The sequence below is a fragment of the Brevundimonas sp. SS2672 genome (assembly GCF_059579685.1).
Window position 1 is genome coordinate 3,168,569 of record NZ_CM184201.1, and the last position, 18,360, is coordinate 3,186,928.

The 18,360-nt window shown below is 68.6% G+C and carries 17 protein-coding genes; 12 read left to right on the forward strand and 5 right to left on the reverse strand.

Features of this window, described 5'->3' with window-relative positions; translation table 11 throughout:
* The first annotated feature begins 15 nt into the window (after window positions 1–15).
* Window positions 16–690 (forward strand): RNA-binding protein, encoded by a 675-nt coding sequence (locus AC52GN_RS15915; RefSeq protein ID WP_496527715.1) that lies wholly within the window; start codon window positions 16–18, stop codon window positions 688–690.
* A gap of 112 nt (window positions 691–802) precedes the next feature.
* Window positions 803–3,802, forward strand: a complete 3,000-nt coding sequence (gene infB / locus AC52GN_RS15920) for a translation initiation factor IF-2 (protein WP_496527716.1) — start codon at window positions 803–805, stop codon at window positions 3,800–3,802.
* 224 nt (window positions 3,803–4,026) lie between these two features.
* Here infB and AC52GN_RS15925 read toward each other — a convergent pair whose 3' ends face one another.
* Window positions 4,027–4,773, reverse strand: coding sequence for an SAM-dependent methyltransferase (locus AC52GN_RS15925; RefSeq protein WP_496527717.1), 747 nt, complete (start codon window positions 4,771–4,773; stop codon window positions 4,027–4,029).
* A 215-nt stretch (window positions 4,774–4,988) separates the two neighbouring features.
* On the opposite strand from AC52GN_RS15925, the gene AC52GN_RS15930 reads away from it, so the two are divergent.
* The 6 genes from AC52GN_RS15930 to pnp all read left to right on the forward strand — a co-directional run bounded on the left by AC52GN_RS15930 (window position 4,989) and on the right by pnp (window position 10,492).
* Window positions 4,989–5,519, forward strand: coding sequence for a hypothetical protein (locus AC52GN_RS15930; RefSeq protein ID WP_346519170.1), 531 nt, complete (start codon window positions 4,989–4,991; stop codon window positions 5,517–5,519).
* A 7-nt stretch (window positions 5,520–5,526) separates the two neighbouring features.
* Window positions 5,527–6,231: a DUF2459 domain-containing protein gene (locus tag AC52GN_RS15935; protein WP_496527718.1), complete on the forward strand. Its 705-nt coding sequence runs from the start codon at window positions 5,527–5,529 to the stop codon at window positions 6,229–6,231.
* 66 nt (window positions 6,232–6,297) lie between these two features.
* The gene (rbfA, locus tag AC52GN_RS15940; protein WP_496527719.1) at window positions 6,298–6,789 is read left to right on the forward strand and encodes a 30S ribosome-binding factor RbfA; all 492 of its coding nucleotides are present in this window, start codon (window positions 6,298–6,300) and stop codon (window positions 6,787–6,789) included.
* A gap of 3 nt (window positions 6,790–6,792) precedes the next feature.
* The gene (gene truB / locus AC52GN_RS15945) at window positions 6,793–7,725 is read left to right on the forward strand and encodes a tRNA pseudouridine(55) synthase TruB (protein ID WP_496527720.1); all 933 of its coding nucleotides are present in this window, start codon (window positions 6,793–6,795) and stop codon (window positions 7,723–7,725) included.
* A 12-nt stretch (window positions 7,726–7,737) separates the two neighbouring features.
* Window positions 7,738–8,007: a 30S ribosomal protein S15 gene (gene rpsO, locus AC52GN_RS15950; RefSeq protein WP_003166644.1), complete on the forward strand. Its 270-nt coding sequence runs from the start codon at window positions 7,738–7,740 to the stop codon at window positions 8,005–8,007.
* A gap of 256 nt (window positions 8,008–8,263) precedes the next feature.
* Entirely contained in the window at window positions 8,264–10,492 is a 2,229-nt protein-coding gene (gene pnp / locus AC52GN_RS15955) for a polyribonucleotide nucleotidyltransferase (RefSeq protein ID WP_496527721.1), read from the forward strand.
* Window positions 10,493–10,775: 283 nt separating this feature from the next.
* Here pnp and AC52GN_RS15960 read toward each other — a convergent pair whose 3' ends face one another.
* Together AC52GN_RS15960 and rph are read right to left on the reverse strand one after the other, a co-directional pair.
* Window positions 10,776–11,150 carry a hypothetical protein gene (locus AC52GN_RS15960; protein ID WP_496527722.1) on the reverse strand — a complete coding sequence of 125 codons (375 nt, stop codon included), beginning with the start codon at window positions 11,148–11,150 and terminating at the stop codon, window positions 10,776–10,778.
* Window positions 11,151–11,216: 66 nt separating this feature from the next.
* Window positions 11,217–11,942: a ribonuclease PH gene (gene rph / locus AC52GN_RS15965; protein ID WP_253120809.1), complete on the reverse strand. Its 726-nt coding sequence runs from the start codon at window positions 11,940–11,942 to the stop codon at window positions 11,217–11,219.
* 44 nt (window positions 11,943–11,986) lie between these two features.
* Here rph and AC52GN_RS15970 point away from each other — a divergent pair, with 44 nt between their 5' ends.
* Genes AC52GN_RS15970 through grpE form a run of 3 tightly spaced genes read left to right on the forward strand, consistent with a single transcriptional unit; the run spans window position 11,987 to window position 14,243 of the window.
* On the forward strand, window positions 11,987–12,541 hold the full coding sequence (locus AC52GN_RS15970; protein ID WP_496527723.1) for a GNAT family N-acetyltransferase: 555 nt from the start codon (window positions 11,987–11,989) through the stop codon (window positions 12,539–12,541).
* A complete protein-coding gene (gene hrcA, locus AC52GN_RS15975) occupies window positions 12,538–13,632 on the forward strand; it encodes a heat-inducible transcriptional repressor HrcA (protein ID WP_496527724.1) in 1,095 nt (364 codons plus the stop codon). Before AC52GN_RS15970 ends, hrcA begins: the two co-directional genes overlap by 4 nt.
* Complete coding sequence (gene grpE, locus AC52GN_RS15980) at window positions 13,629–14,243, forward strand: nucleotide exchange factor GrpE (RefSeq protein WP_430818925.1); 615 nt, start codon at window positions 13,629–13,631, stop codon at window positions 14,241–14,243. The genes hrcA and grpE overlap by 4 nt, the downstream gene beginning before the upstream one ends.
* 173 nt (window positions 14,244–14,416) lie before the next feature.
* On the opposite strand, the gene AC52GN_RS15985 is transcribed toward grpE, so the two are convergent.
* Both AC52GN_RS15985 and AC52GN_RS15990 read right to left on the reverse strand, forming a co-directional pair.
* Window positions 14,417–15,322, reverse strand: coding sequence for a dienelactone hydrolase family protein (locus AC52GN_RS15985; protein WP_496527725.1), 906 nt, complete (start codon window positions 15,320–15,322; stop codon window positions 14,417–14,419).
* A gap of 88 nt (window positions 15,323–15,410) precedes the next feature.
* Window positions 15,411–16,058 (reverse strand): alpha-ketoglutarate-dependent dioxygenase AlkB, encoded by a 648-nt coding sequence (locus AC52GN_RS15990; RefSeq protein WP_346519161.1) that lies wholly within the window; start codon window positions 16,056–16,058, stop codon window positions 15,411–15,413.
* A 286-nt stretch (window positions 16,059–16,344) separates the two neighbouring features.
* Between AC52GN_RS15990 and dnaK the strand changes: the two genes are divergently transcribed.
* Window positions 16,345–18,249: a molecular chaperone DnaK gene (dnaK, locus tag AC52GN_RS15995; RefSeq protein WP_291780131.1), complete on the forward strand. Its 1,905-nt coding sequence runs from the start codon at window positions 16,345–16,347 to the stop codon at window positions 18,247–18,249.
* The last annotated feature ends 111 nt before the right edge of the window (window positions 18,250–18,360 follow it).

Here is an 18,360-nt window from a genome sequence, read left to right on the forward strand (position 1 = left end):
GAGCCGCAGCCGTCCATGAGGTCGTCCGAGACGTTGATCGATAGGGATCGTCAGGACCTGGCGTCGCGCCAGGCCCTCGATGAATCTCGCCTGATCCGTTTCGTGGCCGGCCCGGACGGCGCGGTGGTTCCCGACCTGGCGCGCAAGCTGCCGGGTCGGGGCCTGTGGGTGTCGGCCGATCGCGCCTCGCTGGAGGCGGCGATCAAGAAGAACCTGTTCGCCCGCGCGGCCAAGGCGCCGCTGAAGCCCGCCGCCGACCTGCCCGATCTGGTCGAAAGCCTGCTGGTTCGGCGCTGTCTGGACCAGCTGGGCCTTGCCCGGCGTGAAGGCGTGCTTATCTCTGGCTTCGAGAAATGCGCTGCGGCGATCCGCAGCGGCCGCGCCGCATGGCTGATCGAAGCCGCCGACGGCTCGGCCGACGGGCGCGGCAAGCTTCTGGCCCTCTCCAGACACGCCTCGCCCGCTCCCGAAATCTGCGGGGCTTTCAGCGCGGACGATTTGAGTTTGGCCCTTGGGCTGGAAAATGCGATACACGCCGTCCTGCTGCAAGGCGGGCGGGCCGATCGCTGGACTCTGGAGGTTCAGCGGCTGGCGGGATTTCGACCTCTCTGTCCCCAGAGCTGGAACCGGGCGGGGCCCGAACACGGCGCAGAGGACGACCGGAGCGTGGCTCCGGAAGGAGAGCCTTAGGGTTTGAGCGGCTGCGGGCCTGTTTCCGAAACAACGGAGGCGGGGCCGCATTCTGCTATGGGTGATTGAGAGAGACGAAGGCGGAATTCTCCGCCCTGAGTAAAGCGACCGGATGAGCGACGAAAACAACAATTCCAACGACGGCAAGACTCCTGCCAACGCGCCTTCGCAGACGGGGCCGCGCGCTCCGCTGAGCCTGAAGCCGCGCGCGACGGGTTCGGTCTCGACCGGCACGGTGAAACAGAGCTTCAGCCACGGCCGCTCCAAGACCGTCGTCGTCGAGACCAAGCGCCGCGCCGGCCCCCAGGGCGGGCATCAGCGCCCGCAGGGCTTCGATGTCGCGCGTCCGCGCCCTGAAGGCGGAGCGCCGCGTTCGGCTGCGCCGCGTCAGCCGGCGGGCGGAGGCCTGTCGGCCGAGGAGCAGGAGGCCCGTCGCCGGGCTATCGCCCTGGCGACCCAGCAGGCCGCTGAGCGCGAACGCAAGGCTGTCGCCGCCAAGGCCGCCGCCGAGGCCGCCGAGCGCGAGCAGGCCGCCGCCGTCGAGGCCGCCGCCGCCAAGGCCGCCGCTGAAGCCGCCGCCGCCAAGGCTGCGGCCGAGGCTGCGCGCGTCGAGGCCGCCAAGCTGAGCGCCGCCGCTCCGGCGCCTGCGCCGGCCAAGCCGGCCGCGCCCAAGGTGGAAGCGCCGAAGGCTGAAGCGCCCAAGGTCGAGGCCCCGAAGGTCGAGGCCAAGCCCGAGCCGGCCAAGCCCGCCGCTCCGGCCGCGCCCAAGCGTCCCGCCGTCAACTTCGGCCAGCGCGCGCCCAAGATTCCGACCGGCCGAGCGCCGCTGGAGCGTCCGGCCTTCGGCGGCCGTTCGGCCCGCGAACAGGCCATGGGCGGCGGCGAGCGTCCGCAGGCCCGCGAACAGGCGCCGCGCGAAGGCGGCCGCGAGGGCGGCGAACGTCCCGCGCGTCCGGCCCAGACCGTCCGCTATTCGGCGCTGAATCCACGTCCGGCCCCCGGCGCCCGCACCGGCGCGCCCGGCGCGGCCCGTCCCGGCGCGCGTCCGGCCCCCAACCAACCCCCGGCCCAGCCCGAGGTGGCCCGTCCCAGCCGCGCCGGCGGCGGCTTCGCCCGTCCGGGCGGTCGCGAGGATGACCGCGACAAGCGTTTCGCCGACAATGCGCCGGGCAAGGCCGTCAGCCGCACGCGCGGCGAGCCCAAGCGCCGCGAAGGCCGCCTGACCATCCACTCGGTGGCGGGAGGCGACGAGGACGCCGTCGAGCGCATGCGCTCGCTGGCTTCGGTGCGCCGCGCTCGCGAACGCGAGAAGGAAAAGCGCCGCGGCGGCTCGACCGAAACGCCCAACCGTCCGCGTGAAGTGGTCATTCCCGACACCATCACCGTCGGCGAACTGGCTAACCGCATGGCCGTGCGCGGCGTCGACATCATCAAGTTCCTGATGCGTCAGGGCCTGATGATGAAGATCAACGACGTGATCGATTCCGACACCGCCGAACTGGTGGCCGAGGAATACGGCATGGCGGTCAAGCGCGTGTCCGAATCCGACGTCGAGGAAGGCTTCATCGCCGAGGCCGACGACGCCGATTCCGGCGAGCTGCGCGCCCCGGTTGTGGCCATCATGGGCCACGTCGACCACGGCAAGACCTCGCTGCTGGACGCCCTGCGCACCACGGACGTGGCGGCGGGCGAAGCCGGCGGCATCACCCAGCACATCGGCGCCTATCAGGTGCGCCTGGCCGACGGTCAGCGCATCACCTTCCTGGACACGCCGGGCCACGCGGCCTTCTCGGCGATGCGGGCGCGCGGCGCCAACGTCACCGACATCGTCGTCCTGGTGGTGGCGGCCGACGACGGCGTCATGCCGCAGACGGTCGAGGCCATCCAGCACGCCAAGGCGGCCGGTTCGCCGATCATCGTGGCGGTCAACAAGGTCGATAAGCCCGACGCCAACCCGCAGAAGGTCGTCAACGAACTGCTGCAGTATGAGGTGATCGCGGAATCCCTGGGCGGCGACACGCAGATCATCGAGCTGTCGGCCAAGGAGAAGATCAACCTGACCGGCCTGACCGACGCCATCCTGCTGCAGGCGGAAGTCATGGACCTGCGCGCCAACGCCGATCGTTCGGCCGAGGGCGTGGTCATCGAGGCCCAGCTGGACAAGGGCCGCGGTCCGGTCGCGACCGTCCTGGTCAAGCGCGGCACGCTGAAGCGCGGCGACATCGTCGTGGCCGGCTCCGCCTGGGGCAAGGCGCGCGCCCTGCTGGACGAGCGCAACGCCCAGCTGAGCGAAGCCGGTCCTTCGGTGCCGGTCGAGATCCTGGGCCTGTCGGAAGCTCCGACGCCGGGCGACGTCTTCGCCGTGGTGGAGAGCGAGGCCCGCGCTCGCGAACTGACCGAATACCGTCAGCGCGTGAAGCGTGAAAAGGGTCAGGTCTCCGGCGGCAGCCTGTCGCTGGCCGACATGATGGCCAAGCTCGGGTCGAAGAAGATCAGCGAGCTGCCGGTCCTCATCAAGTCGGACGTGCAGGGTACGGCCGAGGCCATCACCACCTCGCTGGAGAAGATGGGCAACGACGAAGTGCGGGCCCGCGTGGTCATGCACGGCGCCGGCGGCATCACCGAGAGCGACGTCAACCTGGCCAAGTCGGCCGGGGCGCCGATCCTGGGCTTCAACGTCCGTGCGTCGAAGCAGGCGCGCGAACTGGCCGAGCGTGAAGGCGTCGAGATCCGCTACTACTCGATCATCTACGACCTGCTGAACGACATTAAGGGCGTGCTTTCGGGCATGCTGGCGCCGCTCCAGCGCGAAACCTTCCTGGGCAACGCCAAGGTGCTGCAGACGTTCGACATCACCAAGGTCGGCCGGGTCGCGGGCTGCCGCGTCACCGAGGGCGTGGTCCGCAAGGGCGCGCGCGTCCGCATCATCCGCGACGACGTGGTGGTGCTGGAGCTGGGCGTGCTCAACACGCTCAAGCGCTTCAAGGACGAGGTCAACGAAGTGCCTTCGGGTCAGGAATGCGGCATGCAGTTCGCCGGCTTCCAGGACATCAAGGAAGGCGACTACATCGAGTGCTTCACCGTCGAAGAGATCAAGCGCACCCTGGACTAGGACGCCTGAGCCTCACGGCCTGAAACATGAAGGGCGCGGTTTCGAAAGAAGCCGCGCCCTTTGTGTTTGGGGGAGAACGCTGACTTCTAATCCCGCTCATCCCGGCGGACGCCGGGATCCAGTGAGAGCCTCACATCCGCCCTTGCCAAGGCGGGGGATCGACCGCGAGCTAGTGGCCAAAGAACTGGATCCCGGCGTCCGCCGGGATGAGCGGGTAGGTAAGCTCAGTCTTCGACGGCGGATTTCAACGCGCCGTCGGCGAAGGTCAGGATGAAGCGCTGCACCGGCGCCGCGTCGTCGGCCTGAAGCTCAATCTCCAGCCTTTCGCCGGTCAGGTCAGCGGCGACGAGGCTGACCTCAACCTCGCCCAGCCAGGCCTGGCCCGTGACCTGCTGATAGGTCTGCTCCAGCTCAAGCCGGCAGGTCGTTCCGTCTGCGCGGGTCCAGTCCCAGCGCCCGGCGACCGGAGCCGGAACCGTCCATTTGTAGATGTAGCCGTCGGCGACCCTGATCTTTTCATCCGCCGGCCAGTCGCCCATGTCGAAGGCGTGGGAGACGATGCGGGCGCCGGGCTTCAGCTGGCTGAGCAGACGCGGGCGCAGTTCGACGTTGATCGATTGCAGCAGATAGAGGCTGACCACAGTGGCCTCGCGGACATCGACGCTGAACAGGTCTTCCTCGATGAAGTCGACCATGTGTTCGACTCCGGCCCAGCCGGCGTACTCCATGGCGTCGGCGATCCGCATGGGGTCGATGTCGACGCCGATGCCGTGGGCGTCGCGGTCGCGCGCGGCGGCGATGACGATGCGGCCGTCGCCGCAGCCCAGATCATAGAGCCGATCCTTCGGTCCGACGCCCGCCAGGGCCAGCATGGCCGCTACGGTGTCCTCCTCGGTCGGAACGAAGGGCACGGCGAGATAGTGGTCCGGGTCCTGGGCGTAGTTGTCGATGTCGAAGGGGTCTTTGAACACGGCTCTCGGATCATGAAGGAGGGGGAGCAGACGCCGGGTGCGCCGCCGGCGTCCGGGCGAACATCATGCCGGATCGGCGTCCGCCCCGCCAGACACAGGCCCGGATGGTGCGGCCGCCACGCCGTCCGCCGGATCGCATTGAAGGCTTCATCTGGCGCGCGGTTGGCTTTAGGAGTCGGGCGTCGCGTCGGGGGGCGTCGAAAAAAAGGCCGCCAATGTCACGTCCTGGACTGTCTCTGCTCCTGATCGCCTTCACAGCCTCCAGCGCGGCCACGCCCGCCCTGGCCGACACGCGCTTCCTGTCCTTCGACGCCAGCGATCGCGCCACCCAGGCCCTGACGCGCGGGGTGACGCTGGAGGTGGAGCGCGGCTGGTTCGGCGCGACCTCGGTGAAGAACCTCTTCTCCTCGACCTCGCGCGGCTCGGCCCGGTTCGAGCGGGGCGGTCCCGATCAGGTGCGGCGCGCCCTGCCGCAGGGCGCGGCGGACGGCGGCGTCTACAGCATCACGGCCGACGGCGACGGCCGCGCCCTGTCGCGCGCCCTGTGCCCTGGCTCCGACGAGGCCTGGATCGTGGTTGGACGGGTGCGCGCGGGCCATCCCTTGACGATCGAGACGGTCGGGCGCTGGGCCGACGGCCAATACCGCCACTGCGTCAGCCTGAACTACAGCTATCGCGGCGAATGGGCGACGATGCAGGGCTCTTCGCCCGCGCGCGATGTTCCGGCGGCCTTCGGGAACAACTGAGGCGCACGTGCTGACCCGTTGGAGCCTCGCCGTTCTTCTGGGGTTGCTGGCGGGTCTGTGGACCGCACAACGAGCGGGCGATCCGAAGCTGTTCCCGCCGCAGGAAGGGCAGGGGGCGATCGTGGTCCATCTGCTCGACAACGGCTTTCACACCGACCTCGCGGCCCCGCGCGCGGCGCTGGCGGCCGGGGACGATGCGCTGGCGCGCGCGGTGCGCGCCCTGCCGCCCGGCGACTGGGTGCGGATCGGCTGGGGCGACGCGGTCTTCTATGTCGAACAGGGGCCGATCAGCGATCGCCTGCCCGACGGAGCGAGAGCCTTCTTCAAGCCGGGCGGCAATCCGTCCGTGGTGATGCTGGACCCGGCTATGGTCGATCCGGCGCTGTCGCCCGAGACAGAGAGGGCGACGCTGGCCCTGTCGCCGGAAGGCTTCGCCGCCTTGCGGGCGCGGGTCGCGGCGTCGTTGCGGCTGGATGACGGGGGGCGGGCTGTGGTTTCGGCGCAGAGGGACGGCGACGACGCCGTTTTCTACGCCAGCGGCGAGACCTTTTGGGTCGGGCATCTGTGCAACCACTGGACGGCCGAGGTGCTGAACGCGGGCGGCCTGCCCATGCCGATGGCCCGCAGCCTGACCTCGGGCGCGGTGATGCGGGCGGCGCGAACCGCCGAACAGCGCGCGGCGGAACTGGACTTGGGCGTCGCGGGCGACTAGACCCCGCCCCTTCGCGTTTCAGAGCCGGCGTCCGATCCCCGGCGGCGCGAACAGGAGGAGCCCGAGATGGCCCGCAAGCAACACACCCGCAACGCCAGCGGTCCGTTGGGACCGTCGCAGCGCCAGCTGCGCGCCGGCGAACTGATCCGCCACGCCCTGGTCGATGTGATGCGCGAGCACGAGATTCATGACGAGGCCCTGGTCGGCGTCTCCGTCACCGTGACCGAGGTGCGGATGAGCCCGGACCTGCGCCACGCCACCTGTTTCGTCGAGCCTTTGGGCGCGGGCGTCGAGGCGGCCGAAACGGCCGGGCACGAGAGCGCCATCATCAAGGCGCTGAACGAACACGCCAAATTCCTGCGCGGTCAGCTGGGCCGCCGCATCGACATGAAGTTCACGCCGGACCTGAAATTCCGCCACGACGAGAGCTTCGATACGGCCAGCCACATGGACCGTCTGTTCAACGATCCACGCGTGCGCGCCGACATCGAACACGCTGACGATGAGGATGACGGGCCTCAAGCAGCGCAAGGCGCGGCAGGCCCAGAGAAAGACTGAGTTATGGCGCGACGCAAGAAGGGCGATCTCGTCAACGGCTGGGTGTGTCTGGACAAGCCCTATGAGATGGGCTCGACCGAGGCGGTGACGAAGATTCGTCGCCTGTTCAACGCCCAGAAGGCGGGCCATGCGGGGACGCTGGATCCGCTGGCCTCGGGCATACTGCCCATCGCGCTGGGCGAGGCGACCAAGACGGTGCCCTTCATGATGGAGGCGCAGAAGGTCTATCGCTTCACCATCCACTGGGGCATTTCCACCGACAGCATCGACCGCGAAGGCGAGATCATCGCCCGCTCGGACGTGCGGCCTTCGGTTGAGGCGGTGACGGCGGCCCTGCCTTCCTTCGTCGGCGAGATCGACCAGACGCCGCCCGCCTTTTCCGCCGTGCGTGTCAACGGCGAGCGCGCCTATGATCTGGCGCGGGCGGGGGTCGAGGTCGAGCTACAGTCCCGCCGCGTGACCATTCATGAGGCGGCTGTGACGGCCGCGCCGGACGCCGATCACGTCGAGATCACGATGCGGACGGGCAAGGGCGTCTATGTCCGATCCCTGGCGCGCGACCTGGCGATCATGCTGGGCGCCGAGGGCCATGTCTCGGACCTGCGGCGCGAGCGGGTGGGGCCGTTCTCGGTCGACAACGCCGTAACGCTGGATTTTCTGGAAGAGTTGGCGCATAAGGGCGCCGCCTTTGAGTGCTTGCTGCCCGTTTCGACCGCTCTGGACGACATCCCGGAGTTGGCCGTGACGGATCAGGACGCCCTCTCTCTGAGGCAGGGACGGCCGATCGTTCTGCTCCCCCGACAGATTGAAACGCTCAAGGCCCGGCTCACCGCCGGTTCGCGGCTGGTTTCGGTCTTCGAGGGCAAAACATTGGTCGCGCTCGGCAATCTCAGGGCCGGTCGGCTTGAACCCGATCGTGTTTTCAACCTCCCATAACGGAGAACTCTGATGTCGATTACGGCTCAACGTAAAGCTGAAGTCATCGCCGACAACGCTCGCTCGACGGGCGACACCGGTTCGGCGGAAGTCCAGGTCGCGATCCTGACGGAACGCATCGCCAACCTGACCGAGCACTTCAAGACCCACAAGAAGGACAACCACTCGCGTCGTGGCCTGCTGAAGCAGGTTTCGCAGCGTCGTCGCCTTCTGGACCACCTGAACAAGACCGACAGCGCCCGCTATCAGGCGCTGATTGCCAAGCTGGGCCTGCGTCGTTAAGGCGCCCCGGTTGCGGATCGGATAATTCCACGAGGCGCGGGCGGACACGTCCGCGCCTCGTTCCGCTATTAGAAGTAGGCTTCCCGCGCGCCGCGGGTCTTACCGGCGCAACCGACGCGAGGGCCTGAAATCCGGTCCTCAATCACCCGTCCGGCCGCGATGACGCGGCCTGGCTCATGGGGACCGCAGGACTGAACGGCCTGCCGCTCCGCACACCCCCGACGGGAATACGCCCGCGGGAGACGAAAGAAGAATAATGTTCGACATCAAACGCAAGACGATCGAGTGGGCCGGACGCCCGCTGACGCTGGAAACCGGCCGCATCGCCCGTCAGGCTGACGGCGCCGTGCTGGCGACCTACGGCGAGACCGTGGTCCTGGCGACCGTCGTCTATGGCCGCCAACCCAAGCCGGGCCTGGATTTCTTCCCCCTGACCGTCAACTATCAAGAGAAGACGTTCGCCGCCGGCAAGATCCCGGGCGGCTACTTCAAGCGTGAAGGCCGTCCGACCGAGAAGGAGACCCTGGTCTCCCGCCTGATCGACCGCCCGATCCGCCCCCTGTTCGTCAAGGGCTTCAAGAACGAGACCCAGGTCATCGTCACCGTGCTGCAGCACGACCTTGAGAACGACCCCGACATCCTGGGCATGGTCGCCGCCTCGGCCGCCCTGACCATCTCGGGCGTGCCCTTCATGGGCCCGATCGGCGCCGCGCGCGTCGGCATGATCGACGGCGAGCTGGTGCTGAACCCGGCGATCGATCAGATGGGTGAAAGCGCCCTGGACCTGGTCGTCGCGGGCACGCAGGACGCCCTGATGATGGTCGAATCCGAAGCCAAGGAGCTGTCGGAAGACAAGATGCTCGAGGCCCTGATGTTCGCGCACGCGGGCATGCAGCCGGTCATCGACGCCATCATCGACCTGGCCGAACACGCCGCCAAGGAGCCGTTCGACTTCCAGGCTGAAGACCACTCGGACGTCGTCGCCTCGATCAAGAAACTGGTCGGCGAAGACATCAAGGCCGCCTACGCCCACCCGGGCAAGTATGAGCGCCGCTCGGGCGTCGACGCCGCCAAGAAGAAGGCCGCCGAGGCCCTGGTGAAGACCGACGAGAAGCCGGAAGGCGTCGACTCGTCCAAGTTCTCGGCTGCGTTCAAGGAATGCGAAGCCGACGTCCTGCGCCGTGACATCATCGAGAACAGCCACCGCGTCGACGGCCGCGCCCTGGACAAGGTCCGCGCCATCGTCTCGGAAGTCGGCGTCCTGCCGCGCACCCACGGTTCGTCGCTGTTCACGCGCGGCGAAACCCAGGCCCTGGTCGTCGCCACGCTCGGCACCGGCGAGGACGAGCAGTACATCGACAGCCTGACGGGCACCTACAAGGAGTCCTTCCTGCTGCACTACAACTTCCCGCCCTATTCGGTCGGTGAAGCGGGCCGCATGGGCTCGCCGGGCCGTCGCGAAATCGGTCACGGCAAGCTGGCCTGGCGCGCCATCCGCCCGATGCTGCCGTCGCGCGAAGACTTCCCCTACACCATCCGTCTGGTGTCGGAGATCACCGAGTCCAACGGCTCGTCCTCGATGGCCACGGTCTGCGGTTCGTCGCTGGCCCTGATGGACGCCGGCGTGCCGCTGGCCCGTCCGGTCTCGGGCATCGCCATGGGTCTGATCCTGGAGCCGTCGGGCGAGTTCGCCATCCTGTCGGACATTCTGGGCGACGAAGACCACCTGGGCGACATGGACTTCAAGGTCGCGGGCACCTCGGAAGGCATCACCAGCCTTCAGATGGACATCAAGGTCGCCGGCATCACCAAGGAGATCATGCAGCAGGCCCTGACGCAGGCTTCGGCCGGCCGTCTGCACATCCTGGACGAAATGTCGAAGGCCATGGAGGCGCCGCGCGCCGAGTTGGGCGAGTTCGCGCCCAAGATCGAATCCATCAAGATCGCGGTCGACAAGATCCGCGAAGTGATCGGTTCGGGCGGCAAGGTCATCCGCGAAATCGTCGAGAAGACCGGCGCCAAGGTCGACATCGGCGACGACGGCACCATCAAGATCGCCGCCAACGAGCAGGAAAAGATCGAAGCCGCCAAGGCCTGGATCCAGTCCATCGCCTCGGAACCGGAAGTCGGCACGATCTACTCGGGCAAGGTCGTGAAGGTCGTCGATTTCGGCGCCTTTGTGAACTTCTTCGGCGCCAAGGACGGTCTGGTCCACGTGTCCCAGATCGCTCTGGAGCGCGTCGCCAACCCGGCCGACGTCCTGTCGGAAGGCCAGGAGGTCAAGGTCAAGTTCCTGGGCTTCGACGATCGCGGCAAGACCAAGCTGTCGATGAAGGTCGTTGATCAGGAGACCGGCGAGGACATCACCGACAAGATCAACGCCGAACGCGCTGAACGCGGTGAAGCCCCGCTGTCGGAAGACACCGGCGGCCGTCCCAAGGGCGACCGTAACGGCGGCGACCGCGGCCGTCGCCGTCGCGACTAAGCCTCGGCGTCATCGCTGAGATGAAGAAGGCCCCGGCGGAACGATCCGCCGGGGTTTTTTCTTGGGCGCTATGAAACCCTCTCCCGGCGGGAGAGGGCTTGAGCGCACGAGAGCGTAGCGATCGTTCTTTGCGCGAAAGGGTGAGGGGCTTGTCCTGTCCGTCGGCGTCAGCCGTCGCGCCACGGCCTGCGGCCGACTTCACCCGCGAACCCTCACCCTTTCGCCTTAGCCAATCACCTTCGGCTCTTGGAGGCTCAAGCCCTCTCCCATCGGGAGAGGGTGGCTAGTTGGCGCACTCTTTCGGCGGGGTTTCGCCGTCGCGGGTCCACATCGCGCAACTGCGATCGATCTCGCCCTGGATCAGGTCGCAGGGATTGGCGGCGTTGCAAGGCGGGCGTGTCGCGGGACTGACGGCGATGCAGCGCTGAACCAGGCGGGCGGAGGCCGCTTCGCCCAGGGTCTCAAGGCAGGGGCGTTCGTCGAGCGGAACCGGCTGAGGCGCCATGTCCGGGCCTTCGGGCAGGCGGGCCTCGGGCTCGCGGGCCGGAGAAGGCGATGGCGTGGAGGCTGGGGCTGACGCCGCCGGTTCAGGACGCGGCTGGCAGGCGGCGAGCAGGCCGCCGAGGATCAGGCAGGCCAGAAGGGGCGGTCGGGTCATGCGGGGCTCCGGATCGGGGTTCGCCTATGCAACGACGATGGTCCCGATCCGGCTCCGCGAAAAGCCTTATCGGCGGGCGGCCTCGACGGCGGCGCGCTGCAGAGCGAACAGTTCGGTGCAGCCGATTTCCGCCAGTTCGAACAGGCGGTCGAACTCGGCCCGGCTGAAGCCGCGCTTCTCGCCGGTAGCCTGGATCTCGACGATCTGGCCCGCGCCGGTCAGGACGAAGTTGGAATCGGCCTCGGCGGTGGAGTCCTCCTCATAGTCGAGGTCCAGCACCGGCAGGTCGTTGAACACGCCGCAGGACACGGCCGCCACCTGATCCAGGATGGGGTCGGTCGTCAGCACGCCCTCGTCCTTAAGGTAGTTGAGCGCCGAAGCCATCGCCACCCAGGCGCCGGTGATGGAGGCGGTGCGTGTGCCGCCGTCGGCCTGGATCACGTCGCAGTCGATCAGCACCTGACGCTCGCCCAGCGCCTTCAGGTCGACCACGGCGCGCAAGCTGCGGCCGATCAGGCGCTGGATTTCCTGGGTGCGGCCCGACTGCTTGCCGGCGGCGGCTTCGCGGCGGCCGCGCGTGTGGGTGGCGCGGGGCAACATGCCGTATTCGGCCGTGACCCAGCCCTGGCCGCTGTTGCGCATCCAGCCCGGCACCTTCTCCTCGATCGAGGCCGTCACCAGCACCTTGGTGTGGCCGAAGGACACCAGGCAGGAGCCCTCGGCGTAGCGGTTGACGCCGGTTTCCAGCGTGACGGTGCGGAGTTGTTCGGGGGTGCGTTCGGACGGGCGCATGGGAATTCCTTGGAAGCGGGATGGCGCGTGCTTATCCTGAAACCATGAGCCTGTCCCGCCCTGACCCGTCTGTCGTGCGTCTTCGTCCGGCCGTGGCCGCCGACGCCGCGATCCTGATGCGCTGGGACAAGGCGCCGCATGTCGTCGCCTGCCTGACCGACGACCCCGACCATCATGAGGCGGCCGACTGGGACGGGGAGCTGGCCGCGCAGTCCGACGTCTTCCGCTACTTCATCGCCGAGGTCGACGGCCGTCCGATCGGGGCCATGCTGGATATCGACCCGGCGGACGAGCCCAACGGCTACTGGGGCGAGATCGAGCCGAACCTGCGCGCTCTCGATATCTGGATCGGCGAGGCCGACGCCCTGAACCGGGGCCATGGCACGCAGATGATGACCCAGGCGCTGGACGCCTGTTTCGCCCGGCCGCTGGTCGAGGCGGTGGTGATCGATCCGCTCAACTCCAACGCCCAGGCGCATCGCTTCTATCAGCGGCTGGGCTTCCGGCCGGAGGGGCGGCGCGTCTTCAACGGGACGGACGACTGTCTGGTCCATCGCCTGACCCGCGCGGACTGGGCGGCGCGGAGGGCGGCGGCATGAGCCTGCTGCATCCCTCGCCGGGTCTGGCGACGCTGGACGCACGGGCGCGCGACATCTTCCGCCGGGTGGTCGAAACCTATCTGGAGACGGGCGAGCCGGTGGGGTCGCACACCCTGTCGCGCGCCGGGCTGGACCTGTCGCCCGCCTCGATCCGCAACACCATGCAGGCGCTGACGCAGGCGGGGCTGCTGGCCTCGCCGCACGCCTCGGCCGGGCGGGCGCCGACCCATGCGGGGCTGAGGCTGTTCGTGGACGGTCTCCTGGAAGTCGGCGACATCGGTCAGGAGGAGCGACGCGAGATCGACGCCCGGCTGGCGGTGATGGGCGCCAAGGGCGGCGGCCGCAACGTGGAGGAGGCGCTGGATGCGGCCTCGTCCCTGCTGTCGGGCCTGGCGGGCGGGGCGGGCATCGTCGCCAGCCCGGTGCGCGAGGCCGGGGTGCGCCATGTCGAGTTCGTGGCCCTGGGCGGGGGGCAGGCGCTGGCGGTGCTGGTAGCCGACGACGGGGTGGTCGAGAACCGGCTGATGAACCTGGCGCCCGGCGTGACGCCCTCGACCCTGCAGGAGGCGTCGAACTTTCTGAGCGCCCGGTTGAAGGGGCGCCCGCTGGCCGAGGCTCGGCATGAGATGAAGGCCGAGATGGAGGCCGCGCGGCGTGATCTGGACGCTGCCGCCGCCCGCCTCGTCGAGGACGGGCTGGCAGCCTGGAGCGGAGGCGCGGGCGGCGGGGGCCACGACCGCAACCTGATCGTGCGCGGGCGCGGCAATCTGTTGCAGGACGCCCGCGCGGCCGAGGATCTGGAGCGGGTGCGCGTCCTGTTCGACGATCTGGAGCAGAAGGAACAGCTGATCGGCCTGCTGGACGACGTCGGCGCAGCCCAGGGCGTGCGCATCTATATCGGCGCGGAAACACGACTCTTTTCGCTTTCGGGTTCCGCCGTGATCGCGGCGCCCTATATGTCGGGCCGGCAGCGGGTGCTGGGCGCCATCGGCGTCATCGGGCCCGCGCGGTTGAACTACGCCCGTGTCATACCGTTGGTGGACTATACCGCCCGGGTGCTGGGCCGGATTCTGGACGGACAAGAGACGTGAACGACATCAACGACGAGACCCGGGACCAACTCGAGCAGGACATCCACGAGGGCGAGGGTGCGCCTGAAGGCGATGAAAACGCCGTGGTCGACGCCCTGATCGCGGAGCGCGACCAGTGGAAGGACCGCGCCCTGCGGGCCGTGGCCGAGGCCGAGAACGTCAAGCGCCGCGCCGAGACGCAGCAGAACGACGCCCGCGCCTACGCTATCCAGCGCTTCGCCAAGGATCTTCTGGGCGTGGCTGACACCCTGGAGCGCGGCCTGGCGGCGGCGCCCAAGGATGCGGACGGTCCGGCGGCGGCCATGGTCACGGGGCTGGAGCTGACGCAGAAGTCCCTGCTGTCGGCCTTCGAAGCCAACGGCCTGACCCGCGTCGATCCGGCGCCGGGCGACGCCTTCGATCCGCACCTGCATCAGGCGATGATGGAGCAGCCGTCGGACACCGTGCCGGGCGGCGCCGTCATCCAGACGCTGCAGCCGGGCTACGCCCTGTTCGGCCGCACCGTGCGCGCGGCCATGGTGGTGGTCGCGGCCAAGGGCTCGGGCCCGGCGGCCGGCGGCGCCTACGCCGATTCGAACACGACCGGCGGGAATTTCGACGCCAAGGCCTGAGGCTTTCGCGCGCTGAAACGACGACGGCCCGGCGCAGACGCGTCGGGCCGTTTTCCTTTGCCTATAGTGCCGCTCATCCCGGCGGACGCCGGGATCCAGTGAGAGCTTCCCGCACCGCGCTTGCGGCCAAAGGACTGGGCCCCGGCGGACGCCGGGGTGAGCGGGTGGAGAGGTCAGCTCTTCAATCTCGAGCCGAACAGTTCGAGCAACCGTCGCCAGCCGTCCTTCGCGTCCGCCTCGCGATAGGAGGCGCGATAGTCGGCGTGGAAGCCGTGCGGGGCGTCGTCATAGAGGATGATCTGGCTGTCGGTACGGCCCGCCGCGGCCAGGGCGTCGGTCATCGCCTTGACCGTATCATTGGGAATGCCGCCGTCCTGGCCGCCGTAAAGGCCCAGCACCGGCGCCTTGAGTTCGCCCGCCAGGTCGATGGGCCAGGGGCGGCCCGCCGTCTTCTGTTCTTCGGTGGCGTTGGCGGCGGGGGACAGGCGGCCGTACCAGGCGACCCCGGCGTCCAGCGTCGGGAAGCGGGCCATGGCCTGCCACACCACCTTGCCGCCCCAGCAGAAGCCGGTGATCCCGACCTTGTCGGCCTTGGCCCAGGACTGGGCGCCGATCCAGTCCAGCGTAGCGCCGATGTCGCCCATCACCTGGTCGTAGCCGGCGGCGGCGACGATGCGCTGGATCGCCTGCATGTCGCTGAGCGGGGCGGGATCCTGGACGCGGACGAAGAAGGCGGGCGCGATCGCCGCATAACCCGCCTTGGCCAGACGGCGGCAGACGTCGCGGATGTATTCGTGCACGCCGAAGATCTCGGACACGACGATGACGATGGGGAAGGGGCCGGCGCCTTCGGGCCGGGCGACATAGGCGGGCAGGGCGAAGCCGTCGGGCGCCGGATAGGCAGCGTCCTGCGCGATCAGGCCCGCCGCGTCGGTGGCGATGGGCTGGGCCGACTGGCTGAGGGCGGCGGGGGCGTAGGCGGCGAAGAACAGCCCGCCCGCCGTCGCCACGCCCAGGCTGCGGCGGCTGGGGGCGATCTGGTCGAGGCTCAGGCCCTCGGGCCGGGTGATCAGGGTCATCTCGGGTCTCCGGGTCGGCGCTGTGGAAGCGACGACAGTGCCTCGGCTTTCCCCGTCCCGTCGAGTCTTTCCGGCCAACCGGCCCTCGTCAGCCCGCGACCCGCAGCGTCAGGTTGACCCGCCCGCCGCCGGGCAGCAGCCGCGACGAACCGGTCAGCAGCCGGTCGATCCCGTGGCGCGCCAGCCGCGCCGGGCCGGTCAGGGCGCAGACGTCGCCGGAGGCCAGGCGCACGCTGGCGGTCGCGCCGCCTTCGGCCGGGCCGATGCGGAACACCGCCGTGTCGCCCAGGGAGATCGACAGCACCGGCGCCGTCAGGTCGCGCTCGTCCCGGTCCTGGTGCAGGCCCATCTTCGCCGCGTCCTGATAGAGGTTGACCAGGCAGGCGTCGGGCGGGCCCGGCCAGCCGGTCAGGGCGTCCCACAGGCTCAACAGCCGGGCCGGAATGGCGGGCCACGGCGCGCCGGTCGCCGGGTGGGTCGGCTGGTAGCGATAGCCCTGACGGTCCGACACCCAGCCCAGGGCGCCGAAATTGCTCATCCGCACCGAAAAGGGCCGCCCGCCCGGGGTGAGCGGGCGATAGAGGGGCGCCGTCTCCAGCCCCTGCCGCACCTCGGCCAGCAATGCGGCCTGTTCTGCGCCGTCCAGCAGGCCGGGCCACAGGCGAAACCCGGGCAGGGCGGTCGGGGCTTCCCTCGGTCTTTCTTTGGACGCTTGCGGATCGTTTGGCGGGAACATCGGCCGAATTTAGCGGCGCCGCGCCGTCTTGTCCGCCATAAGGCGCGGAATCGGTGCGGAACCGGGCGGAAGGCCTTGCAGCCCCTGCGGTCTTTCCCATATCCGAGCCAATCCGGCGATAACCCCCTTTTCGTTAGGGGTTTGTCCGCCGACCCCATCCACCGCCGAACCGGGCGTCGTCCGGCGAGGCACAATCTCAAAAGCCCAACTGGGGGCGGTCACGCGCGGCGCTTGATGTTACGAGGCCGCCGCATCGCCCGCCGCAAGGAGTGAAAAAGACAAGCCCATGGCCAAGATCATCGGCATCGACCTCGGCACGACCAACTCGTGCGTCGCCGTCATGGACGGCAAGAACCCCAAGGTCATCGAGAACGCCGAAGGCGCCCGCACCACCCCGTCGGTGGTCGCCATTCAGGACGGCGGCGAAATCCTCGTCGGCCAGCCGGCGCGCCGTCAGGCGGTGACCAACCCCGCCAACACCTTCTTCGCCATCAAGCGCCTGATCGGCCGCAACTATGACGACCCGGTGGTGGCCAAGGACAAGGGCATGGTGCCCTTCGAGATCGTCAAGGGCCCGACCGGCGACGCCTGGGTCCAGGCCCACGGCAAGGACTATTCGCCCCAGCAGGTCTCGGCCTTCACCCTGGGCAAGATGAAGGAGGCCGCCGAGGCCTATCTGGGCGACAAGGTCACCCAGGCCGTCATCACCGTTCCCGCCTATTTCAACGACGCCCAGCGTCAGGCGACCAAGGACGCCGGCAAGATCGCCGGTCTGGAAGTCCTGCGCATCATCAACGAGCCGACTGCGGCGGCCCTGGCCTATGGGCTGGAGAAGAACGACGGTCAGAAGATCGCCGTCTATGACCTGGGCGGCGGCACCTTCGACGTCTCCATCCTGGAGATCGGCGACGGCGTCTTCGAGGTGAAGTCGACCAACGGCGACACCTTCCTGGGCGGCGAGGACTTCGACCTGCGCCTGGTCGACTACCTGGCCGACGAGTTCAAGAAGGAGCAGGGCGTCGACCTGCGCCAGGACAAGCTGGCCCTGCAGCGCCTGAAGGAAGAGGCCGAAAAGGCCAAGAAGGAACTGTCCTCGACCACCCAGTACGAGGTCAACCTGCCGTTCATCACCATGAACCAGTCGGGCCCGCTGCACCTGAACATCAAGCTGTCGCGCGCCAAGCTGGAAGCCCTGGTCGAGGACCTGGTCGCCCGCACCATCGAGCCGTGCAAGAAGGCCCTGGCCGACGCCGGCCTGAAGGCGGCGGATATCGATGAAGTGGTTCTGGTCGGCGGCATGACCCGCATGCCCGCCGTGCAGGAAGCCGTGAAGAAATTCTTCGGCAAGGAGCCGCACAAGGGCGTGAACCCGGACGAGGTCGTGGCCCTGGGCGCCGCCGTTCAGGCGGGCGTGCTGCAAGGCGACGTCAAGGACGTGCTGCTTCTGGACGTGACCCCGCTGACCCTGGGCATCGAGACCCTGGGCGGCGTGTTCACCCCGCTGATCGAGCGCAACACGACCATCCCGACCAAGAAGGCCCAGACCTTCTCGACCGCTGACGACAATCAGTCGGCCGTGACGATCCGCGTCTTCCAGGGCGAGCGTCCTATGGCCGCTGACAACAAGGTGCTGGGTCAGTTCGACCTGATGGGCATTCCGCCGGCGCCGCGCGGCATGCCGCAGATCGAGGTCGCCTTCGACATCGACGCCAACGGCATCGTCCACGTCACCGCCAAGGACAAGGCGACCAACAAGGAGCAGTCGATCCGCATTCAGGCCAACGGCGGCCTGTCGGACGCGGACATCGACAAGATGGTCAAGGAAGCCGAGGCCAACGCCGCGGCCGACAAGGCCCGCAAGGAACTGGTCGAGGCCCAGAACGGCGCCGACAGCCTGATCCACTCGACCGAGAAGGCCTTGTCCGAGCACGGCGACAAGATCGACGAGGCGACCAAGACGACTATCCAGTCGGCTCTGGACGACCTGAAGTCGGCCCGTGAAGGCACGGAGCCCGAGGCCATCCGCGAGAAGACCAACACCCTGGCTCAGGCTTCGATGAAGCTGGGCGAGGCGATGTACGCCGCCCAGCAGGGCGACGCCGACGGCGCCGAAGGCCAACCGGCCGACGACGGCGTGGTCGACGCCGAGTTCGAGGAAGTCTCGGACACGGACGAGAAGAAGGACGCCTGAACCGGCGTCTGACGGATGTTCGGCCCCGCTTGCCAGACGGCAGGCGGGGCCGTTTCATGAAACTTGCATCATTCGACCGGGCGCCCATGTCATCAGGCAGGCCGTCGGTCA